Annotated in this window: 12 protein-coding genes and 1 tRNA gene; 7 read left to right on the forward strand and 6 right to left on the reverse strand. The window is 69.8% G+C overall.

What is annotated here, in order from left to right:
- Window positions 1–43: 43 nt before the first annotated feature.
- From UAJ10_RS24820 to UAJ10_RS24845, 6 genes are all read left to right on the forward strand, one after another.
- Window positions 44–397, forward strand: a complete 354-nt coding sequence (locus tag UAJ10_RS24820) for a hypothetical protein (protein ID WP_322917931.1) — start codon at window positions 44–46, stop codon at window positions 395–397.
- A gap of 136 nt (window positions 398–533) precedes the next feature.
- On the forward strand, window positions 534–1,598 hold the full coding sequence (locus UAJ10_RS24825; RefSeq protein WP_322917932.1) for an HlyD family secretion protein: 1,065 nt from the start codon (window positions 534–536) through the stop codon (window positions 1,596–1,598).
- A complete protein-coding gene (locus UAJ10_RS24830) occupies window positions 1,595–2,332 on the forward strand; it encodes an MFS transporter (RefSeq protein ID WP_322917933.1) in 738 nt (245 codons plus the stop codon). Before UAJ10_RS24825 ends, UAJ10_RS24830 begins: the two co-directional genes overlap by 4 nt.
- 41 nt (window positions 2,333–2,373) lie before the next feature.
- Window positions 2,374–3,084 (forward strand): MFS transporter, encoded by a 711-nt coding sequence (locus UAJ10_RS24835; protein WP_322917934.1) that lies wholly within the window; start codon window positions 2,374–2,376, stop codon window positions 3,082–3,084.
- A gap of 11 nt (window positions 3,085–3,095) precedes the next feature.
- Window positions 3,096–4,565 carry an efflux transporter outer membrane subunit gene (locus tag UAJ10_RS24840; RefSeq protein WP_322917935.1) on the forward strand — a complete coding sequence of 490 codons (1,470 nt, stop codon included), beginning with the start codon at window positions 3,096–3,098 and terminating at the stop codon, window positions 4,563–4,565.
- Window positions 4,566–4,567: 2 nt separating this feature from the next.
- On the forward strand, window positions 4,568–5,509 hold the full coding sequence (locus UAJ10_RS24845; RefSeq protein ID WP_322917936.1) for an aldo/keto reductase: 942 nt from the start codon (window positions 4,568–4,570) through the stop codon (window positions 5,507–5,509).
- Between the two features lie 92 nt (window positions 5,510–5,601).
- On the opposite strand, the gene UAJ10_RS24850 is transcribed toward UAJ10_RS24845, so the two are convergent.
- Window positions 5,602–5,677 (reverse strand) — tRNA-Asn (locus UAJ10_RS24850).
- Window positions 5,678–5,983: 306 nt separating this feature from the next.
- Here UAJ10_RS24850 and UAJ10_RS24855 point away from each other — a divergent pair.
- Window positions 5,984–6,631, forward strand: coding sequence for an NUDIX hydrolase (locus UAJ10_RS24855; RefSeq protein WP_322917937.1), 648 nt, complete (start codon window positions 5,984–5,986; stop codon window positions 6,629–6,631).
- 6 nt (window positions 6,632–6,637) lie between these two features.
- Here UAJ10_RS24855 and glgX read toward each other — a convergent pair whose 3' ends face one another.
- The 5 genes from glgX to UAJ10_RS24880 all read right to left on the reverse strand — a co-directional run bounded on the left by glgX (window position 6,638) and on the right by UAJ10_RS24880 (window position 18,450).
- Window positions 6,638–10,915 carry a glycogen debranching protein GlgX gene (gene glgX, locus UAJ10_RS24860; protein ID WP_322917938.1) on the reverse strand — a complete coding sequence of 1,426 codons (4,278 nt, stop codon included), beginning with the start codon at window positions 10,913–10,915 and terminating at the stop codon, window positions 6,638–6,640.
- Window positions 10,912–12,366 (reverse strand): glycogen synthase GlgA, encoded by a 1,455-nt coding sequence (gene glgA / locus UAJ10_RS24865; protein WP_416235403.1) that lies wholly within the window; start codon window positions 12,364–12,366, stop codon window positions 10,912–10,914. Before glgA ends, glgX begins: the two co-directional genes overlap by 4 nt.
- A gap of 63 nt (window positions 12,367–12,429) precedes the next feature.
- Window positions 12,430–13,728 (reverse strand): glucose-1-phosphate adenylyltransferase, encoded by a 1,299-nt coding sequence (gene glgC, locus UAJ10_RS24870; RefSeq protein ID WP_322917939.1) that lies wholly within the window; start codon window positions 13,726–13,728, stop codon window positions 12,430–12,432.
- Between the two features lie 61 nt (window positions 13,729–13,789).
- The gene (gene glgB / locus UAJ10_RS24875; protein WP_322917940.1) at window positions 13,790–16,009 is read right to left on the reverse strand and encodes a 1,4-alpha-glucan branching protein GlgB; all 2,220 of its coding nucleotides are present in this window, start codon (window positions 16,007–16,009) and stop codon (window positions 13,790–13,792) included.
- On the reverse strand, window positions 16,009–18,450 hold the full coding sequence (locus tag UAJ10_RS24880) for a glycogen/starch/alpha-glucan phosphorylase (RefSeq protein ID WP_322917941.1): 2,442 nt from the start codon (window positions 18,448–18,450) through the stop codon (window positions 16,009–16,011). Before UAJ10_RS24880 ends, glgB begins: the two co-directional genes overlap by 1 nt.
- Window positions 18,451–18,718 lie beyond the last annotated feature (268 nt).

The following is an 18,718-nucleotide window of genomic DNA, read 5'->3' on the forward strand; positions in this document are numbered from 1 at the left end:
CGCTTTCTGAAAATCCAACCCCTTCAGCCGTGGAGTAAAGGCCATGAACACCCGTGCTTTGCCTGCTTCGATCAAGGCCACCATCGCCGCCGCCCTGATGGGTGCCGCGATCCTTGCCGCTCCCGCCGCGCCGGCCGCTCCGGTCACGGACGCCGCCGCCATCCGGCATATCTGCCAGCAGACCTTGGGTCTGACGGTCAACGATACCGACTACGCCGCCTGCGTCAGCACCCTGAGCCACGCCTTGGCCACCGCCCGGCCGGAGGAGCGGCGCGGTGCTCCCGGCATCGTCTCGGCCTGCGCCGAGGCGGGCCTGGTTCCGGGCAGCGGCGGCTATGACCGCTGCGAAGCCAACCTGGACAGTGCCCTGACCCAGGCCCGCCTGGCCCCCAATTGACACCCGTCCCGGCCCGCCGCGTCCCGGGAAGCCGGGGCGCGGCCGCCGGCCCCCCCAGACCAGAGGCCCTATGATGGACGCGCAAATCGAAGGACCGCTCGATCTCCGTTCGCCCGGCGGCGTTGCCGCCCGGCCCTTGAGAACACTTCGGGAAAAGCTGCGGCTGCCTCTCCTGGTGGCGTTCCCGCTGGTGCTGGCCGCTATCGGCGCCACCCGCTATGTCGCCGGCGAGCCGTACGTTTCCACCGATGACGCCTTCGTCCGCATGGCCAAGCAGGCGGTCAACGCCCGGGTGGGCGGGCAGGCGGTGGAGATCGCGGTCGCGGACAACCAGCGCGTCACCAAGGGGCAGGTGTTGTTCCGCCTGGACCCCGAGCCCTATCGCATCGCCATCGATCAGGCCGAGGCGCGGTTGGAGGGTGCGCGCCTTCAGATCGCGGCCCTCAAGGCCACATATGGCCAGCAATTGGCCGAGCTTCAGTCCGCCAAGGACAGCGCCGACTTCGATGAGCGGGAGTACGCCCGCAAGACGGCGCTGATGGCGACCGACTTCGCCTCCCGCGCCGCTTACGAGCGTGCCGAGACGGACCTCAAGGTCGCGCGCCAGCGCGTTGTGTCGATCAGGCAGCAGATCGCCAACACCGTGGCCGCGTTGAACGGCGACCCGGAGGCGGCGCCTGACCGGCATCCCGCGGTGCGGGCGGCCCGGGCGGAGCTGGACCGCGCCCGGCTCGACCTTTCGTATGCGACCGTGACGGCGCCGGACGACGGCATCGTGACCAAGGTCGACGATGTGCAGGTGGGCGACTTCATCACGCCCGGTGCCACAGTCTTCTCGCTGCTATCCAGCCGGCGGATATGGATCGAGGCCAATTTCCGGGAAACCGACCTCACCCATATGAAGCCGGGCCAGGCGGCCTCCATCCGCATCGACGCGTTCCCGGACAGCGTCTTCACGGCGCATGTCGTCAGCATGAGCCCCGGCACGGGGTCCGACTTCGCCCTCCTGCCGCCGGAGAACGCCACCGGCAATTGGGTCAAGGTCGTGCAGCGCCTGCCGGTGCGCCTTGAGTTTGACGGCGCGGCCCCCTACCGGCCGGCCTTTTCCGGGATCAGCGTCACCGCCCGGGTCGATACCGGCTCCCGCCACCACTGGCTGGCCGGCCTGTGGCCCGCCCCGGCGACGGGGGCTGCCAAATGAGCGTCGCCTCATCTGCCGGTGTCCGACGCGTGCTCACCCTGGCGGCCTTCGTGGCCACCTACATGCAGGGCGTCAACATCTCCATCCCCAACGCCGCCTTGCCGCACATGCAGGGCACGTTGTCGATGGCGGATGACGAGATCGGGTGGATCTTCGCCTCCTACGTCACCGCCGGCATGGTTGTCCTGCCGATGACGCGGTGGTTGGCCGGCCGCCTGGGGAGGAGGACCCTGCTGCTGGGGAGCGTCGTCCTCTTCATCATCGGCCTGCTGCTCGACGCGCGGGCCGAAACCTGCGGCCAGCTGATCCTGGCCCGCGTCGTTCAGGGGGCGGCCAGCGGCCCGATCGGCCCCTTGGCGCTCGCGGTCCTGCACGACGTCTCGCCGCCCGCCCGCCATGCCCGGATCGGTCTGGCCAGCACGGCCTGCATGTTGTTCGGCATCAGCAGCGGCCCCCCGATTGGCGGCTGGCTCAGCGAGTATCACGGTTGGCCCGCCATCTTCCTGGCCAGCCTGCCCCTGGCGGGGTTCGTGTTGCTGGTGATGGCGCTGTGGTTGCCGGAAAGGAGGGCGGCGGAAAATCCGCCTTTCGACTTCGTCGGCCTGGCGGCGTTTTCGCTGGGCATCGTCGGCCTGCAACTGCTGCTGGACAGGGGGAGCGTCTGGAGTGGTTCGCCGCGCCCGAGATTTGGGCGGAGGCCACCGCCGCCGCGCTGGGCTTTTACCTTTTCGTAGTCCATGTCCTGACGGCGCCGGCGCATTTCCTGGACAAGGCCTTGCTCCGGGACCGCAATTTCGTCCTGTCGCTGCTCATCGTCTTCGCCGCGGGCTTCGTCCTGCTGCCGACCTTGGCGCTGACCTCGCCCATGCTGGAGGAGTTGTTCGCCTACCCGGTCGATACCACCGGCTATACGGCCATTCCGCGCGGCGTCGCGCTGGTGGGTACGCTGATGCTGGCGGGCCGGGCGGCGGCGCGTATCGACAGCCGCGCCCTGGTCTTCGCCGGAACGGTTCTGGTCGCGTACGCCAACTGGCGCATGCTGGGCTATTCACCCGCCATGGATTGGCGACCCGTGGTCCTGGCGGGCGCGCTGCAGGGGGCGGGGCTGGGCATCCTGTTGCCGGCCTTGGGCAAGGCGGCGTTCAGCACGCTGGACCGGGCGTTCCATGCGGAAGGGGCGGCCCTGTTCAACCTGTCCCGACTATACGGAAGCACCATCGGCATCGCCGTCGTGCAGATCTTCTTTCACGGCAACACCCAGGCCATGCACCTGGCGTTGGCCAAGAACCTGACCCCGGTGCGCGCCGCCACCCATGGCCTGGCCACGGCCGCCGCACCCCACCTGGCCATGGTGAACGACTTGGTCACCGGCCAGGCGGCCACGGTCGCCATCATCGGCCAGTTCAAGATCCTGGCGCTTGTGATGCTGGCGGCCGCGCCGCTCACGCTGTTGCTGCGCGCGCCGCGCCCAACCCAACCCGAGTGAAGGAGGTCGGAATGACGGCCCATGCACCCGTCCCACACCCGTGCCGCTCCCTGGTGGCGGCGCTGTCCCTAGCCCTGCTGTCCGCCTGTACCGTCGGTCCGGATTTCACGCCGCCGGCCGCGCCACCCTCGGCCCACTATGATCCGGAGGTGGAAAGTAGGCTCGCCCAGGCCGCCAGCCCCCAGCGTGTCTCGCCGGGCGGGGGGATCGCCGGCGATTGGTGGTCGGCATTCCGCTCCCCGGCGCTCGACCTGGTGATGCGACGGTCGATCGGGGGCAATTTCGACCTCAAGATCGCCGACGCGCGCATCCGCCAGGCGTCGGATGCCGTTCGCGCCGCCGGCGGTGCCCTCTACCCCCAGGTGGACTTTGGCACCCAAATTGGTCGTGCCCGGGCGGACGCGCCCGGTCCGGCGACCTCCAGCTTCTATGCCGTCGGCGCGCAGGTGGGTTTCGACCTCGACCTGTTCGGCGGGACGCGGCGGCTGGTGGAACGGCAAGGTGCGTTGGCCGATGCCGAGGCGCATCGTTTCGATGCCGCCTATCTCATCCTGACCGGTGATGTCGCGACCCAGGCCTTCCTGCTGGCCTCCGCGCGGGCGCAAATCGACGCCGTCCGGACGCTGCTGGCGGATGATGAGCGCACCCTGGCCCTGGTGCGCGCGGCCCATGGCCAGGGCGGCGTGGGCCAGCCCGATGTCGCCTTGGCGGAAACCCAACTGGCGCAGGACCAGACCTTGTTGCCGCCGCTGGCCCAGCAGCGCGACGCGGCCCGGCATGCGCTGGCCATTCTGGCGGGACAGGGGCCGGCTGAAGCGGCGGTGCCGGACTTCGACCTGGCGGGCTTCGTCCTGCCGTCCGACTTGCCTCTTACCCTGCCGTCGGAACTGGCGCATGACCGGCCCGACATCCTCGCGGCCGAGGCGGACTTGCATGCCGCCAGCGCCGCCGTGGGCGTGGCCACCGCCGACCTTTATCCGCACCTGACCGTGTCCGGTTCCCTCACCCAAGGGGGAACGGACCCCGCATCCCTGTTCCAGGCGGGCAACTCGTTGTGGGGCGCCGCCGCCGGCCTGGCCGGTCCCGTTTTCCATGGTGGCGCCCTTGAAGCCAACCGCGAGGGCGCGGTCGAGGGGTATCGGGCCGCGCTGGCTGCGTATCGGCGCACGGTGGTCCGGTCGCTGTGCCAGGTGGCGGATGTGCTCCAGGCCATCGGTCATGACGCGGATGCCTATGCCGCGCAGGAACGGGCCCTGGTCGCGGCCGGCGCCAGCCTGCGCCTGAACCGTGATGGTTATCGCACTGAGGATACGGGCGTCCTGCCGATGCTGGACGCCGAACGCGCCTATCAACGGGCCCTGCTGGGCCGTATCCGGGCGGAGACGGCCCGCTACCTGGACACCGTGCAGCTTTTCATCGCGCTGGGCGGCAATGCCACCGGCGCCTTCAGGCGCGCCACCATCGACGAGAAGGGAATATGACCATGACCACCGACGACGCCTTTTCCCGCACCGTGCTGCCTTCCGCCCACGGCGCGGGCGGGATCCCGGCCGTGGGCTTCGGCACGCTGATTCCTGACCCCGCCGCGACCCGGCGGGCGGTCAGGGCGGCCTTGGAGGCGGGCTTCCGCCATTTCGACTGCGCCGAGCGCTATCGCAACGAGACGGCGGTGGGCGACGCCCTGCGGGACGCCCTCGGGGCCGGCGTCGTCCGCCGCGAGGACGTCTTCCTGACGACCAAGCTGTGGAACACAAACCACCGGCCGGAACGGGTCCGCCCCGCGTTCGAGGCCAGTTGCCGGCGGCTGGGCGTCGATTGCGTCGACTGCTACATCATCCACACCCCGTTCGCCTTCCAACCGGGGGAGGACCAGGATCCGCGGGACGGGCAGGGACGGGTGCTCTACGACACCGGCGTGACCTTGGCGGACACCTGGCGGGCCATGGAAGCCCTGGTGGAGGAGGGCCGCTGCCGGTCCATCGGCCTGTCGGACATATCCTTGGAAAAGCTGCGGAAGATCGTGGCCATCGCCCGGATCAAGCCCGCCATGGTGCAGGTGGAAGCCCATCCCTATCTCCAAGAATGGGAGCTGTTGGATTTCTGCCGCCACCACGGCATCATCCTGCAGGCCTTCGCACCGCTGGGGCACGCCATGGAACCGCGCGTCCTGGACGACGAGGTGCTGGTGGGTATCGCGCGCCGTCTGGGCCGGACACCGGCGCAGGTGGCGCTGGCCTGGGCCATCCAGCGGGGCACGGCCTTTCTGACCACCTCGACCAATCCCGACCACATCCGGGAGAACCTGGAGATTACGCCCCTGCCCGAGGAGGCGATGGGGGAAATCCGCCACGGTATCGCGACCAACGTCCGATTCAACGCCGTGATTGAAACCGGTGTGCCCGGCTTCATTCCCCGGGCGAGATGACGCGTCGTTTAAAAGTGGCTGGTATCCGCGTGTAATAGTGCCACTGGCGCAAATAGAAAAGCCCGCGAATTTCTTCGCGGGCTTTTCCAAATTGGCTCCCAGGGAGGGACTCGAACCCCCGACCCGGTGGTTAACAGCCACCTGCTCTACCGGCTGAGCTACCTGGGATCAGCGCGCCTGCTTCGTTTTCGTTTGACCGATCAGTCAGCGGCGCTGCGGTGGGCGGTGATATAGCAAAGCGTTTTTGGGATGGGAACCCCTTTGTTTGGGAAAATCGAAAAAAATATGACGGACCCCGGAGGGAGGGGGCAGAACTGGGGTGCCCCCTTTGGGAAAGCCTTGGGAAACAGCGGCTTGCGAGCGCTACCCGAGGAAATGGGTGATGGCGCGCCGGTGGATAGGGGGTGAGCGGCCGGGCGCTTTTCCGTATTCTCCGCCCTAAGACCTTATGCCCCATCAGGAACCGGAAGCCCCATGCCCGCCCCCATGTCCGACCCCACGCCGACCCCGCCGTCCGCCGAGACGAATCCCTGGACCGTCCTGTCGCGTGACCTGCGGTACGAAACCCCGTGGCTGCGGGTTTTCCATCACGAGGTGCTGCGCCCCGACGGCCGCCCGGGCATCTTCGGCACGGTGGAGTTCACCACCGTGGCGGTGGGCGTCCTGCCCGTGGCGGCCAATGGCGATACCTGGCTGGTGGGGCAATGGCGCTTCGGCGCCGGCCGCTATAGCTGGGAAATGGTCGAGGGCGGCATCCCCCTCACCGGCCCCAAGGCCGTTGGCCCCCTGGCGGGCGCCGCCGAGGAACTGCGGGAGGAAGCCGGTTTGCGCGCCGGACGCTGGCTGGAAATCCAGCGCATGGACATGTCCAACAGCGTGGGCAATGAACATGCCCACCTCTATCTGGCGTGGGACCTGACCGAGGTGCCGGTGGCGCCGGACGGGACGGAGCAACTGACCATCCGCCGCCTGCCCCTGCGGGCGGCGCTGGAGATGGCGCTGTCGGGGGAGATCCGGGATGCCATGACCATCGCCGCCCTGTTGCGGGTGCGGCTGATGCACCTGGACGGCACGCTGCCGCCCGACCTGGCGCCCCTGGTGGCGGCCGGATTCGCCGCATAGGTGGCCCTATCGCCGCCCCTGCGCCACCGCCGCCATGATGGCGCGGCTGCGGTCGGTGGACAGCAACTCCTCCACATCCGGGGTCAGGCGGCGGCGCCAGTTGGGCCGCTCCCGGTCCGTGCCGGGCAGGTTCACGGCGTCCACCTCGCCGGCCAGGTCGTCCACCTGGGCCAACATCAGGGTCGAGGGCGCCGCCGCGACGAAGGCATGGATGGCGGCGGCCAAGGTGTCGTCCAGATCGCCATCCAGATCCCCGTCCAGGTGCTGGGCGCCGGTCAGCAGACCCGCGCTGGCCAACTGGTCCAGCAGGCCGCGCTTCTCCTCCCGCCGGGCGGCGCGGGCCTGCGCCTCGCCCGTGTCATCCACCAGGCCCAGGGCGCGCTTCTCGGCGATGTCGGCCGCCGCCCACCAGCCGGCCAGGGTGGGCAGGTCGTGGGTGGAGACGCAGGCGGCGGCGTTGGCCGGCCAGCGCGCCGGGTCGCGGAAACGCTCGCCCTCCCGCTCGAACCACAGCACGCGGTAGGACAGGATGCCGGCGTCGCCCAGGCGCTCGCGGAAGCCCTCCGGCACGGTGCCCAGATCCTCCCCCACCACGGCCACGCCCGCCCGCCGGCTTTCCAGCAGCGTCCGCGCCAGCAGCAGGTCAAATGGCGCCGCCACATAGGCGCCGTCGCGGCCGGCGGCCCCCTTGGGCACCCAGAACAGGCGTTTCAGGCCCATGACATGGTCGATGCGGAGCAGGCCGGCGTGGCGCATGTTGGCGGCCAGCAACTCGGCGAAGGCGGCGCCGGCATTGGCCTCCTGCGCCAGGGGATTGGGCGGTGGCAGGTTCCACACCTGGCCCTCGGCCGAGAACAGGTCCGGCGGCGCGCCGATGGACGCGTCCAGGGCGAATTCCGCCCGGTTGCCCCAGGTCTCGGCCCCGTCGAAGGCCGCCCCCACCGCCAGGTCGCGGTAGAAGCCCAGCGCCAGCCCACCCCGGCGCGCGGCCTGGTCGGCCGCGGCCAGCTGGCGGTCGGCCAGCCATTGCAGCCAGATGTGGAAGTCGGCGGCGTCAGTGTCCGCGGCGGCGTCCGGCGTGCGCGCGGCCTCGGGCCAATGCGCCCAGGGGCCGGCGTGGATATCGGCCAGAGCCTCGAACCGGGCGTAGCGCCGCAGGCCATCGCCGCCCGCGTGGACGAAGGCGGCGAGGTCGCGGGTCAGCGCGTGGTCCGGCTGTCGCCGCGCCAAGTCGCGGAAGCCGGCGTGGGCCGCGGCTAGGGCCCGGCGCTTCAGGGCCCAGACCGCCGGATAGTCGATGGCCCGATGGGCCGACAGCTGGTCCAGCGCCGCCCCCTCAGCCGCCAGCAGGGCGGCGGCGGCCCCCGCGGGATCGACATCGCCCAGGGCGGCCAGGTCGATGTAGAGAGGATCGAGGAAGCGGCGGTCGGACGGCTGGTAGGGGCTGGCGCGCTCGCGGTCGCCATTGAACAGGGCGTGCAGGGGGTTGATGCCGACGGTGACGGCGCCCAGCGCCCCCGCGCTGGCACCCAGCCGCGCCAGGGTGGTGAAGTCGCCCACGCCCTGGTCGCCCGCCCCGTGGTCCCCTGAACGCCGCAAGGCGTAGAGGTGGGCGCCGATGCCGAAGCGCGGCTTGCCGGCCAGGATCGGCGGCTGGTGGGCGCGGGGCGGGGCGACGACCAGGGTGGCGGCGATCTCCGGCCGATTGGCCAGGGATAGGCGGTGTACGCCTGCCGGCAAGGCCTCCAGCGTCACCTCCACCGTGGTGCACCGCCGGCCGTCGGGGGCGGTGACGGGCAGGCGCCGGCCGTCCAGCGCCACCTTCAGCGGGCGGGCCGTCCCATCCTCCAGGCGCAGCGCCAAATCCAACGCCGGGGTGTCGGCCAGGGGTACGACCAGGCGCAGCGCTTGCCCCGCCGTGCCGACCACGGTGTGGGGCAGGGGGCGGAACGTTCCCTCTTCCGACAGCCGCTCCAGCCCGTCACGGACGGCGCCCAGGGTTTCCGCGTCCAGGCCCATGGCACCCAGCAGCGCGCGCTTGGTCTGGTCGGGCACGGGGTGGTGGCCGCCCATCTCATCCCACCAGTCCGGCGCGATGCCGGCGGCGCGGGCGTAGCGGTCCAGCAGGTCGGCCGTGGGCGGGGATCGCCGCCGGCCCTCGTCTGCCGGCTGCTCCGCCAGGACCAGCACGGTGCGCGGCCCCACGGGGAAGGGGCCGTCGACGGGGCCATCAACGGGGGTGTCGTCGCCATCGCCATCGCCATCGGCCTCGGCGCCGCTGTCCAAGACGCGGCGCCAGCCGTGGCCGGCGCGGTTCCACGGCGGGGTGACGGTCCATGCCTCCCCGGCGCGGTTGATGATGACGGCCACCCGGTCGAGGTCACCCGCCTCGCCCGGGGCCGCGAAGATCGCGACCAGGGGGCCGTCGCCGTCCCAATCGCCGCCGGCCAGGGCCCGCCCATCGGCGCGCAGCCATTCCACGTCCGGCACGCCGGCGGCATTGGGATCGCCGGTCAGGAAGTGGTCGGCGCGCAGGGCCGGATGGGCCTGCCGCAGGGCGATGGCGCGACGGGTGAAGTCGTACAGGCCGGTGTCGATGGCGCCATGGTCCAGCCAGTTCAGGCGGTTGTCCTGGGCGTAGGCGTTGTTGTTGCCGTCCTGCGTGCGCCCCGCCTCCGCCCCCATGCCCAGCATGGGTGTGCCCCGCGCCACCATCAGCGTGGCGATCAGGGCGCGCATGTCGCGGCGGCGGGCGACGGTCACGGCCGGATCGTCGCTGGGCCCCTCCACACCATGGTTCCAGCTGGCGTTGTCGTCCGTGCCGTCGCGGTTGTGCTCGCCATTGGCCTCGTTGCGCTTGGCCTGGTAGGCCACCAGGTCGGCCAGGCTGAAGCCGTCATGGGCGACGATGAAGTTGACGCTGCGCGAGGGGCGGCGCTTGGCCCCGAACATGTCGGCGGATCCCGCCAGCCGAGTGGCCAGCGCCCCCAGCTTATGGCCATCGCCGCGCCAGAAATGGCGAACGTCGTCGCGGAAGCGGTCGTTCCATTCGCCCCAGCCGGCGGGGAAGCCGCCGGGGCAGTAGCCGCCGGGGCCGATGTCCCACGGCTCCGCGATCAGCTTCAGGTCGCGTAGCAGCGGATCCTGGGACAGGGCGGACAGGAAGGCGCCGTCGGGGTCGAAGCCGCTGTCCGTCCGCCCCAGGGTGGCGGCCAGGTCGAAGCGGAAGCCGTCCAGGCCGGCGCGGGTCGCCCAGGTGCGCAGGGCGTCCAGCGCCAGGCGCATCATGGCCGGCCGGTCGACGGGCAGGGTGTTGCCGCAGCCGGTATCGTTCACGTAATAGCGCCGGCCCTCGGCGTCCCCATCGTCCGGGCGCAGGCGGTAGTAGCCGGCGTTGTCCAGGCCGCGCAGGCTGAGCGTGGGGCCCAGCTCGTCGGATTCGGCGGAGTGGTTCAACACCACGTCCAGGATGACCTCGATGCCGGCGGCGTGCAGGGCGGCCACGGCGGCGCGCACCTCCGCCCAGCCGCCGGGCGCCAGGCGGGGATCGGGGGCGCAGAAGGCGATGGGGTTGTAGCCCCAGGCGTTGCTGAGGCCCAGGGGCGCCAGGTGGCGCTCATCTGCCCAGGCCATGGCCGGCAGGATTTCCAGCGTGGTCACGCCCAATCGTTTCAGGTAATCCACCGCCGCCGGATGGCCCAGCCCGGCGAAGGTGCCGCGCAGGTCCTCCGGCACATCCGGGTGAAGGGCGGTGTAGCCCTTCAGGTGGCATTCGTAGATCACAGTGCGGCCCCAGGACACACGGGGGCGGGTCACCGGGCCGGGATCGAACGGCCCCTCCACCACCGCCTTGGGCACGAAGGGGGCGCTGTCCACCGTGTCGGCGGCCAAGTCGGCGTCCGGCTCCCCCGGCTTATGGCCGAATTGGGCGGGGTGCGGCAGGAAGGGCCCGTCCAGCCGCGTGGCGTACGGGTCCAGCAGCAGCTTGGCCGGGTTGAAGCGATGGCCGGCGCGCGGGTCGAAGGGGCCATGGGCCCGCAGGCCATAGCGCTGCCCCGCGTGGACGCCGCGCACGAAGCCGTGGAAGACATCGCCCGTGCGTTCCGTCAGGGCGACGCGGATGGTTTCGGTCGGCGCCTCGCCCTCGGTCCCCGCGTCGAACAGGCACAGCTCGATGGCCGTGGCGTGGGCGGAATGGACGGCGACATTGATGCCGTGCGCCGTCAGGGTGACGCCCAGCGGCTCGGGGGTGCCGGGGCCATCGGCGGGGCGGCGGACGCTCACGATGCGCGGTTCCCCACCAGGTCACGGTACAGGGCGGCATAGCGGCGGGCCGGGTTGGTCCACGACACGTCCGTCGCCATGGCGTTGCGGCGCAGCCGCTTCCACACCGACTGGTCGGCGTGCAGGGCGGCCGCGCGCTGGATGGCGCCCTCCAGCGCCAGGGTGGTGGTCGGCTGGAAGCGCACGCCCGTGCCCACGCCGCTGGCCAGCGCCATCTCGTTGGCGTCGATGACCGTGTCGGCCAGGCCGCCGACGCTGGAGACGACGGGGATGGCGCCATAGCGCAGGGCGTACAGCTGGGTCAGGCCGCACGGCTCGAACCGCGAGGGCACGATCAGCGCCTCCGCCCCCGCCTGGATCAGATGGGCCAGCGGCTCGTCATAGCCGATGACGCAGCCGATGCGGCCGGGATGGGCCGCCGCGGCGTTGCGGTAGCCGCGCTCCAGCGCCGCCTCGCCGGCGCCCAGCAGCACCAGTTGGCCGCCGGCGGCGATCAGGGTGGGGATGGCCTCCAGCAGCAGGTCCAGGCCCTTCTGCCACGACAGGCGGCTGACCACGCCGAACAGTAGGGCGTTGGGGTTGGTGGCGAGGCCGAACCGTTCCTGCAAGGCGGCCTTGGCGGCGGCCCGGCCCTTCATCTGCTTGGACGAGAAGGGGGCGGGCAGGAAGGGGTCGGCGGCCGGGTCCCAGATGGCGGTGTCGACGCCGTTGATGATGCCGCTCAACTGCCCCGCCCGGGCGCGCAGCAGGCCGTCCAGCCCCATGCCGGCGTCCGGCCCCCGGATTTCCTGGGCGTAGGTGGGGGATACGGTGGTGATGCGGTCGGCCAGCTGCAGGCCGGCCTTCAGGTAGCCGACCGCGCCGTAATACTCGACGCCCTCCATATTGAAGGCATGGGGCGGCAGACCCAGCCGGGGCAGCAGCGTCGCCTCGAACTGGCCCTGGAAGGCCAGGTTGTGCACCGTCATCACCGTGGCCGGCCGCTGCCAGCCATCATAGGCCAGGTAGGCCGGGGTCAGGCCGGCCTGCCAGTCATGGGCGTGGACGATGTCCGGCTGGGGCACGCCGCCCCGGCCCAGGCCGATCTCCGCCCCGGCGCGCGACAGGGCGGCGAAGCGCAGGGGGTTGTCCTGCCAGTCGCGCCCATCCGGGCCGATGTAGGGATTGCCCGCCCGGGCATACAGGTGCGGGGCGTCCACCACGATCAGGTCCAGGCCGTGGGCCGTGCCGGCCACCAGCCGCGCCGGCCCGCCGAACAGCTCGGCGAAGGCGTGAACCTCCCGCCCGTCCTGCAAGGCCTCGGTCACGGCGGGATAACCCGGCACCAGGGTGGTGACGGCCACGTCCTCGGCCGCCAGCGCCCCGGGCAAGGCCCCCACCACATCCGCCAGCCCCCCGGTCTTGATCAGGGGAAACACCTCCGAGGCGACCGAGAGCACGGAAATCGGCATGGGGCATCAGTCCTTCAGGCGATCAGGGCAGGCGATCAGGGCAGGCAGATCAGGGCAGGCGCATCAGGCGAGGCGGTCGATCATGGCTTGGGTGATGAGGCAGGTGCCGCTGGCGCTGCGCCGGAAGCGGCGCGCGTCCTCCTCCGGATCCTCGCCCACCACCAGGCCGGTGGGGATGTGGACGCCGCGGTCGACGACGACGTTGGTCAGCCGGGCCGACCGGGCGACATCGACATAGGGCAGCAGCACGGCGTTTTCCACCGAGGAGAAGGAATTGATGCGCACCCCGGTGAACAGCAGCGCCCGCTTCAGCGACGCGCCCGACACGATGCAGCCGCCCGACACCAGGGAGGAGATGGCCTGGCCGCGCCGGCCCTCCTCGTCATGGACGAACTTGGCGGGCGGCGTGATCTCGCTATAGGTCCAGATGGGCCAATCCTGGTCGTAGAGATCCAGGCCCGGCACCAGGTCGGTCAGGTCCAGGTTGGCCTCGGCATAGGCATCCACCGTGCCCACGTCGCGCCAGTAGGGCTGGGCCTCGGAGCTGGAGCGCACGCAGGAGCGGGAGAAGTGGTGCGCCACCGCCTTCCCGTGCTTCACGATGTAGGGGATGATGTCCTTGCCGAAATCGCGAGACGATCCCGGCGTGGCCGCGTCGCGGCGCAACTGGTCGAACAGGAACCCGGTGTTGAAGACGTAGATACCCATGGAGGCCAGGCAGCGGTCCGTGGACCCCGGCATGGTGGGCGGATCCTTGGGCTTCTCCACGAAGGAGATGATGCGGTCCTCCGCGTCCACATGCATGACGCCGAAGCCCTTGGCCTCTTCCTTGCTGACCTCAAGACAGCCCACGGTGACATCGGCGCCGGAGTCGACGTGCTGCTGCAGCATCAACTCGTAGTCCATCTTGTAGATGTGGTCGCCGGCCAGGATGACCATGTAGCGGGGCTCATAGTCCTGGATGATGTCCAGGTTCTGATAGACGGCGTCGGCCGTGCCCTCATACCAGTGCTCTTCAGACACCCGCTGGGACGCGGGCAGGATGTCGAAGCTCTCGTTGCGTTCCGGGCGGAAGAAGTTCCAGCCGTGCTGCAGGTGCCGGATCAGGCTATGCGCCTTGTACTGCGTGGCGACGCCGATGCGGCGGATGCCGGAGTTCAGGGCGTTGGACAGGGCGAAGTCGATGATGCGCGACTTGCCGCCGAAATAGACCGCCGGCTTGGCCCGTCGGTCGGTCAACTCCATCAGGCGCGACCCGCGCCCGCCCGCCAGCACATAGGCCATGGCGTGGCGGGCGAGGGGGCCGCGGCCGGCGTGACGGTCGCTGGTTGCTCTGGTGAAACGCTTCGCGGGTCCTGTCACGGTCTTACCTCCCTGGGGCGGCTGTTGGCGCCGCCTAAAATTATCAAGTATTGCCCGTTACTTAGCTTTGATGCTCATCAAGGGCCAACCACAAGGTGGCCAAGGGCGGCAAGGTCACCACGGCCGAGGCCGGCAGGCCGTGCGCGGGCTGCTCCGTGGCCGTCACCGCCCCCAGATTGCCCATGCCGGTGCCGCCATAGCCGCCGGCATCGGTATTGAGGATCTCCAGCCACCGCCCCGCCTCGGGCAGTCCCACCCGGTAGTTTGGTCGCGGCACGGGGGTGAAGTTGCACACCACGGCCACGGGCCGCGTGCCCTCGCCCCCAAGGCGCAGGAAGGCGAACACCGACTGGTCCTTGTCGTCGGCGACGATCCAGCGGAAGCCCTCGGGCACACAGTCGCTTTCATACAGCGCGCGTTCCCGGCGGTAGCCGGCGTTCAGGTCGCGCACCAAGCGGCGCAGGCCCTCATGCGGCGCATGCTCCAGGAGGTGCCAGTCCAGGCTCTGCTGGAAATTCCATTCGGCCCGCTGGCCGAACTCCTGCCCCATGAACAGCAGCTTCTTGCCGGGATGCCCCCACATGAAGGCGTAGTAGGCGCGGGCGGTGGCGAACTTCTGCCAGTCGTCGCCGGGGATTTTCTCAACGATCGACCGCTTGCCGTAGACCACCTCGTCATGGCTGAGCGGCAGGACGAAGTTTTCCGAAAAGGCGTAGAGCAGGCCGAAGGTCAGCTTGTCATGGTGCCATTTGCGGTGGACCGGCTCCTTGGACACATAGTCCAGGGTATCGTGCATCCAGCCCATGTTCCACTTGAAGCCGAAGCCCAGGCCGCCGGCGTAGGTGGGCTGCGACACACCGGGCCAGGACGTGGATTCCTCCGCCACGGTCATGGCGCCCGGATGCTCGCCATAGACCAGGGTGTTGACCGCCTGCAGGAAGGCCACCGCCTCCAGGTTCTGGTTGCCGCCCTCGCGGTTGGGAATCCATTCCCCGTCCTTGCGGGAATAGTCGAGGTAGAGCATGGAGGCGACGGCGTCCACCCGCAGCCCGTCGACGTGAAAGCGGTCGATCCAATAAAGGGCGTTGGCCGCCAGGTAGTTCACCACCTCGTGCCGGCCGAAATTATAGATGGCGGTCTTCCAGTCGGGGTGGAAGCCCTGGCGCGGGTCGGCATGCTCATACAGCGCGGTGCCGTCGAATTGGGCCAGGCCGTGCACGTCGGTGGGGAAGTGGGCGGGCACCCAGTCCAGCAGCACGCCCAGGCCCGCCCGATGGGCGCGGTCCACCAGCCGGGCGAAGCCGTCGGGGGTGCCGAAGCGGGCGGTGGGCGCGAACAGGCCGATGGGCTGGTAGCCCCAGGACGGGTCGAAGGGGAATTCCGAGATGGGCAGGAATTCCAGGTGGGTGAAGCCCATGTCGGCGGCATAGGGCACCAGCTGGTCCGCCAGCTCATCCCAGGTCAGATAACGATTGCCGTCACCCCGCCGCCAGGACCCCAGGTGCACCTCATAGATGCTGATGGGTGACTGGCGGGCGTCCATGGTCTTCAGATGCGTCATGTGGGCGTCGTCGGCCCAGGTGAAATCGTCGGTGCGGGCGACGACGGAGGCGGTGGAGGGCCGCAACTCGCTGGCGAAGCCGAAGGGGTCGGCCTTCAGCGGCAGCACGGTGTCGTCGGGCCCCACGATCTCATACTTGTAGACGGCGCCCTGGCCCAGGCCCGGGGCGAAAATCTCCCACACCCCGCTGTCCAGCCGCCGCCGCATCTGATGGCGGCGGCCGTCCCAGCCGTTGAAGTCGCCCACCACTGACACGCGGCGGGCGTTGGGGGCCCAGACGGCGAAGTGCACGCCGTCCACGCCCTCATGGGTCTTGATATGGGCGCCCAGCTTCTCGTACAGCCGCTTGTGCGTGCCCTCGGCGAACAGATAGTCGTCCATGGGGCCCAGCAGGGGGCCGAAGCTGTAGGGATCGTCGAACTCCCAGGCGCCCCCGGCGTTGGCGCAGCGCAGGCGGTAGCGGAAGGGGCGCTTGCGGCGGGCGGCCCGGCCTTCGAACAGCCCGGCGTCATGCACGCGGGTCAGGGGCAGGACCAGGGCGCCGTCCGGCGTCACCGCCTCCACCGTTTCCGCGCCCGGCACGAAGGCGCGGATGACGACGCCCCGTTCCGATCCATGGGGGCCCAGCACGCCGAAGGGATCGTCGTGCCGGGCGCCCAGCAAGGCGTCCATGTCCTCCTGCCGGGCGGTCCATGCTGTCCCGCCTTTGGTCCGCGCCATCAAGCCTCCCTCGACCCGTGCTTGGGGGCGGCGACGCGGGGGGCCGGCAGGCCCCAGATGTCCGTCGCGTATTCGGCGATGGCCCGGTCGGACGAGAAGAAGCCCATGTGCGCCGTGTTGATGATGGCCGAGCGCCACCACGCCGCCGTATCCTGCCAGCGGGCGTCGACGGCGCGCTGGGCGGCGTAATAGGCGTCGAAGTCGGCGGCCACCATGAAATAGTCGTGGTGGCGGACGCTGTTCACCAGGTCGCCGAAGCGCCCCGGCTCCCCGGGGGAGTAGACGCCGGCGCCGACGGCGTCCAGCACCTCTTCCAGCAGGGGGGAGGCGGCGATGACGTCGCTCATGTCGATGCCCTTGCGCCGGCGTTCCTCCACCTGCTCGGTCGTCAGGCCGAAGATGAAGATGTTGTCGTCGCCGACATGCTCCTTGATCTCGACATTGGCGCCGTCCAGCGTGCCAATGGTCAGCGCGCCGTTCAGCGCCAGCTTCATGTTGCCGGTGCCCGACGCCTCCATGCCGGCGGTGGAAATCTGCTCTGACAGGTCTGCGGCGGGGATGATGGCCTCCGCCAGGCTGACATTGTAGTTGGGCAGGAACACCACCTTCAGCAGGCGGCGCACCACGGGGTCGCGATTGACCAGCCGGGCCACGTCGTTGGCCAGCTTGATGATCAGCTTGGCCTGGTGATAGCTGGCGGCGGCCTTGCCGGCGAAGATCTTAACCCGCGGCACCCAGTTGCCGCCGGGGTTGGCGCGGATGGCGTCGTACAGCGCCACGATTTCCAGGATGTTCAGCAGCTGGCGCTTATACTCGTGGATGCGCTTGATCTGCACGTCGAACAGGGCGTCGGGGCTGACCGACACGTCCAGGCGCCGGCGGATCAGGCCGGCCAGCTCCGCCTTCTTGGCCCGCCGGATGGCGCGGAAGCGGTCCACCACGCCCGCGTCGCCGGCGTATTTCTCGAAGTCGATCAGGGCCGCCGGGTCGTCCATCACCCGCGCACCGCAGCAATCCACCAGCAGCTCGGTCAGGCCGGGGTTGGCCTCGAACAGCCAGCGGCGGAAGGTGATGCCATTGGTCTTGTTGACGATGCGGCCGGGATAGAAGCGGTTCAGCTGGTAGAACAGGGTGCGCTGCACCAGGTCGGAATGCAGGGCGGACACGCCGTTGATCTTGTGCGACCCGATGAAGGCCAGGTTGCCCATGCGCACGCGCCGGCCGTGGCTCTCGTCGATCAGCGACAGTTCCGACAGCACGCCGCCGTCATGTTCACCCTTCGACCGCACCAGGTCCAGATGGCGGGCGTTGATCATGTAGATGATCTGCATGTGCCGGGGCAGAAGTCGTTCCATCAGCGGAACGGGCCAGCTTTCCAGAGCCTCTGGCAGCAGGGTGTGGTTGGTGTAGGAGAAGACGGCCTTGGTGATCTCCCACGCCTCGTCCCAGCCGAAATCCTCCAGGTCGATCAGCACGCGCATCAGTTCGGCGATGGCGATGGCCGGGTGTGTGTCGTTCAGCTGGATGGCCACCTTCTCGGGCAGCAGCTCCAGTTCGCCATGGTGCTGCTTGTGGCGGCGGATGATGTCCTGCATCGAGGCGGAGACGAAGAAGTACTCCTGCCGCAGGCGCAGCTCCAGGCCAGCCGGGGTGGCGTCGCTGGGGTACAGCACCTTGGAGATGGCCTCCAGCCGCACGCGGGCGGCCAAGGCGCCGACGTGGTCGCCCTGGTTGAACGCGTCCAGGCGCAGGGCGTCCGGCGCGCGGGCCGACCACAGGCGCAGGGTGTTGACATGGCGCGCCCGCCAGCCGGGCACCGGCGTGTCGAAGGCGATGGCGTCCACCGTCTCTTCCGGCCGCCAGTAGTGCCGCGTGACCTCCTCGCTGACCTCCACCGTCTCCACGGTGCCGCCGAAGCCCACGGAATAGTCGACCTCCGGCCGTTCGAATTCCCAGGGGTTGCCGAAGGTCAGCCAGTTTTCCGGATATTCGCGCTGCCAGCCGTCCTTGATCACCTGGCGGAACAGGCCGTGGTCGTAGCGGATGCCGTAGCCGTGGGCCGCGATCTGCAGCGTCGCCATGCTTTCCATGAAGCAGGCGGCCAGGCGGCCCAGGCCGCCGTTGCCCAGGGCGGCATCCGGCTCGATCTTGCGCAGCTCGTCCAGGTCCACGCCCAGGTCGTCCAGCGCCTGGCGCACCGGTTCGGTCAGGCCGGTTTCCATCAGGGCGTCGACCAGCAAACGGCCGATAAGGAATTCCAGCGACAGGTAATACACCCGCTTGCGCTTGGATTCGTAGGTGGCGCGGGTGGAGGCCATCCACTGGTCGACGATGCGGTCGCGCACCGCCAGGGTGGTGGCGATGAACCAGTCGCGCTTGCTGGCGACCTCGGGATTCTTGCCCACCGCGTACATCAGTTTGGCGACGATGGCCGCGCGCATCGCGTCGCGATCCACGGGCGCCGGCGGCGCCGCTTCATCAGCCGGGGGGATAGGGTTTGCCTGAGCGGCGTCTTGTGGAACGGAGTCTTGGGGGACGGACTCTGGGGGGACGGACGGGACAGGCTGGTCGATCACGCTGTCATTCCTTTCGAAGCAAGACATCGCCGCATCAGCTTTGCATGTCTGTTGCACCGCGGCAATATTGACCGACACCATCAGATAGGCCGCCACCCGCCAGCGTCACCTCTTTGATATGACAATATTTTGC

It is taken from the genome of Nitrospirillum guaranorum (assembly GCF_034653275.1).
In the GTDB taxonomy this organism is placed as follows: domain Bacteria; phylum Pseudomonadota; class Alphaproteobacteria; order Azospirillales; family Azospirillaceae; genus Nitrospirillum.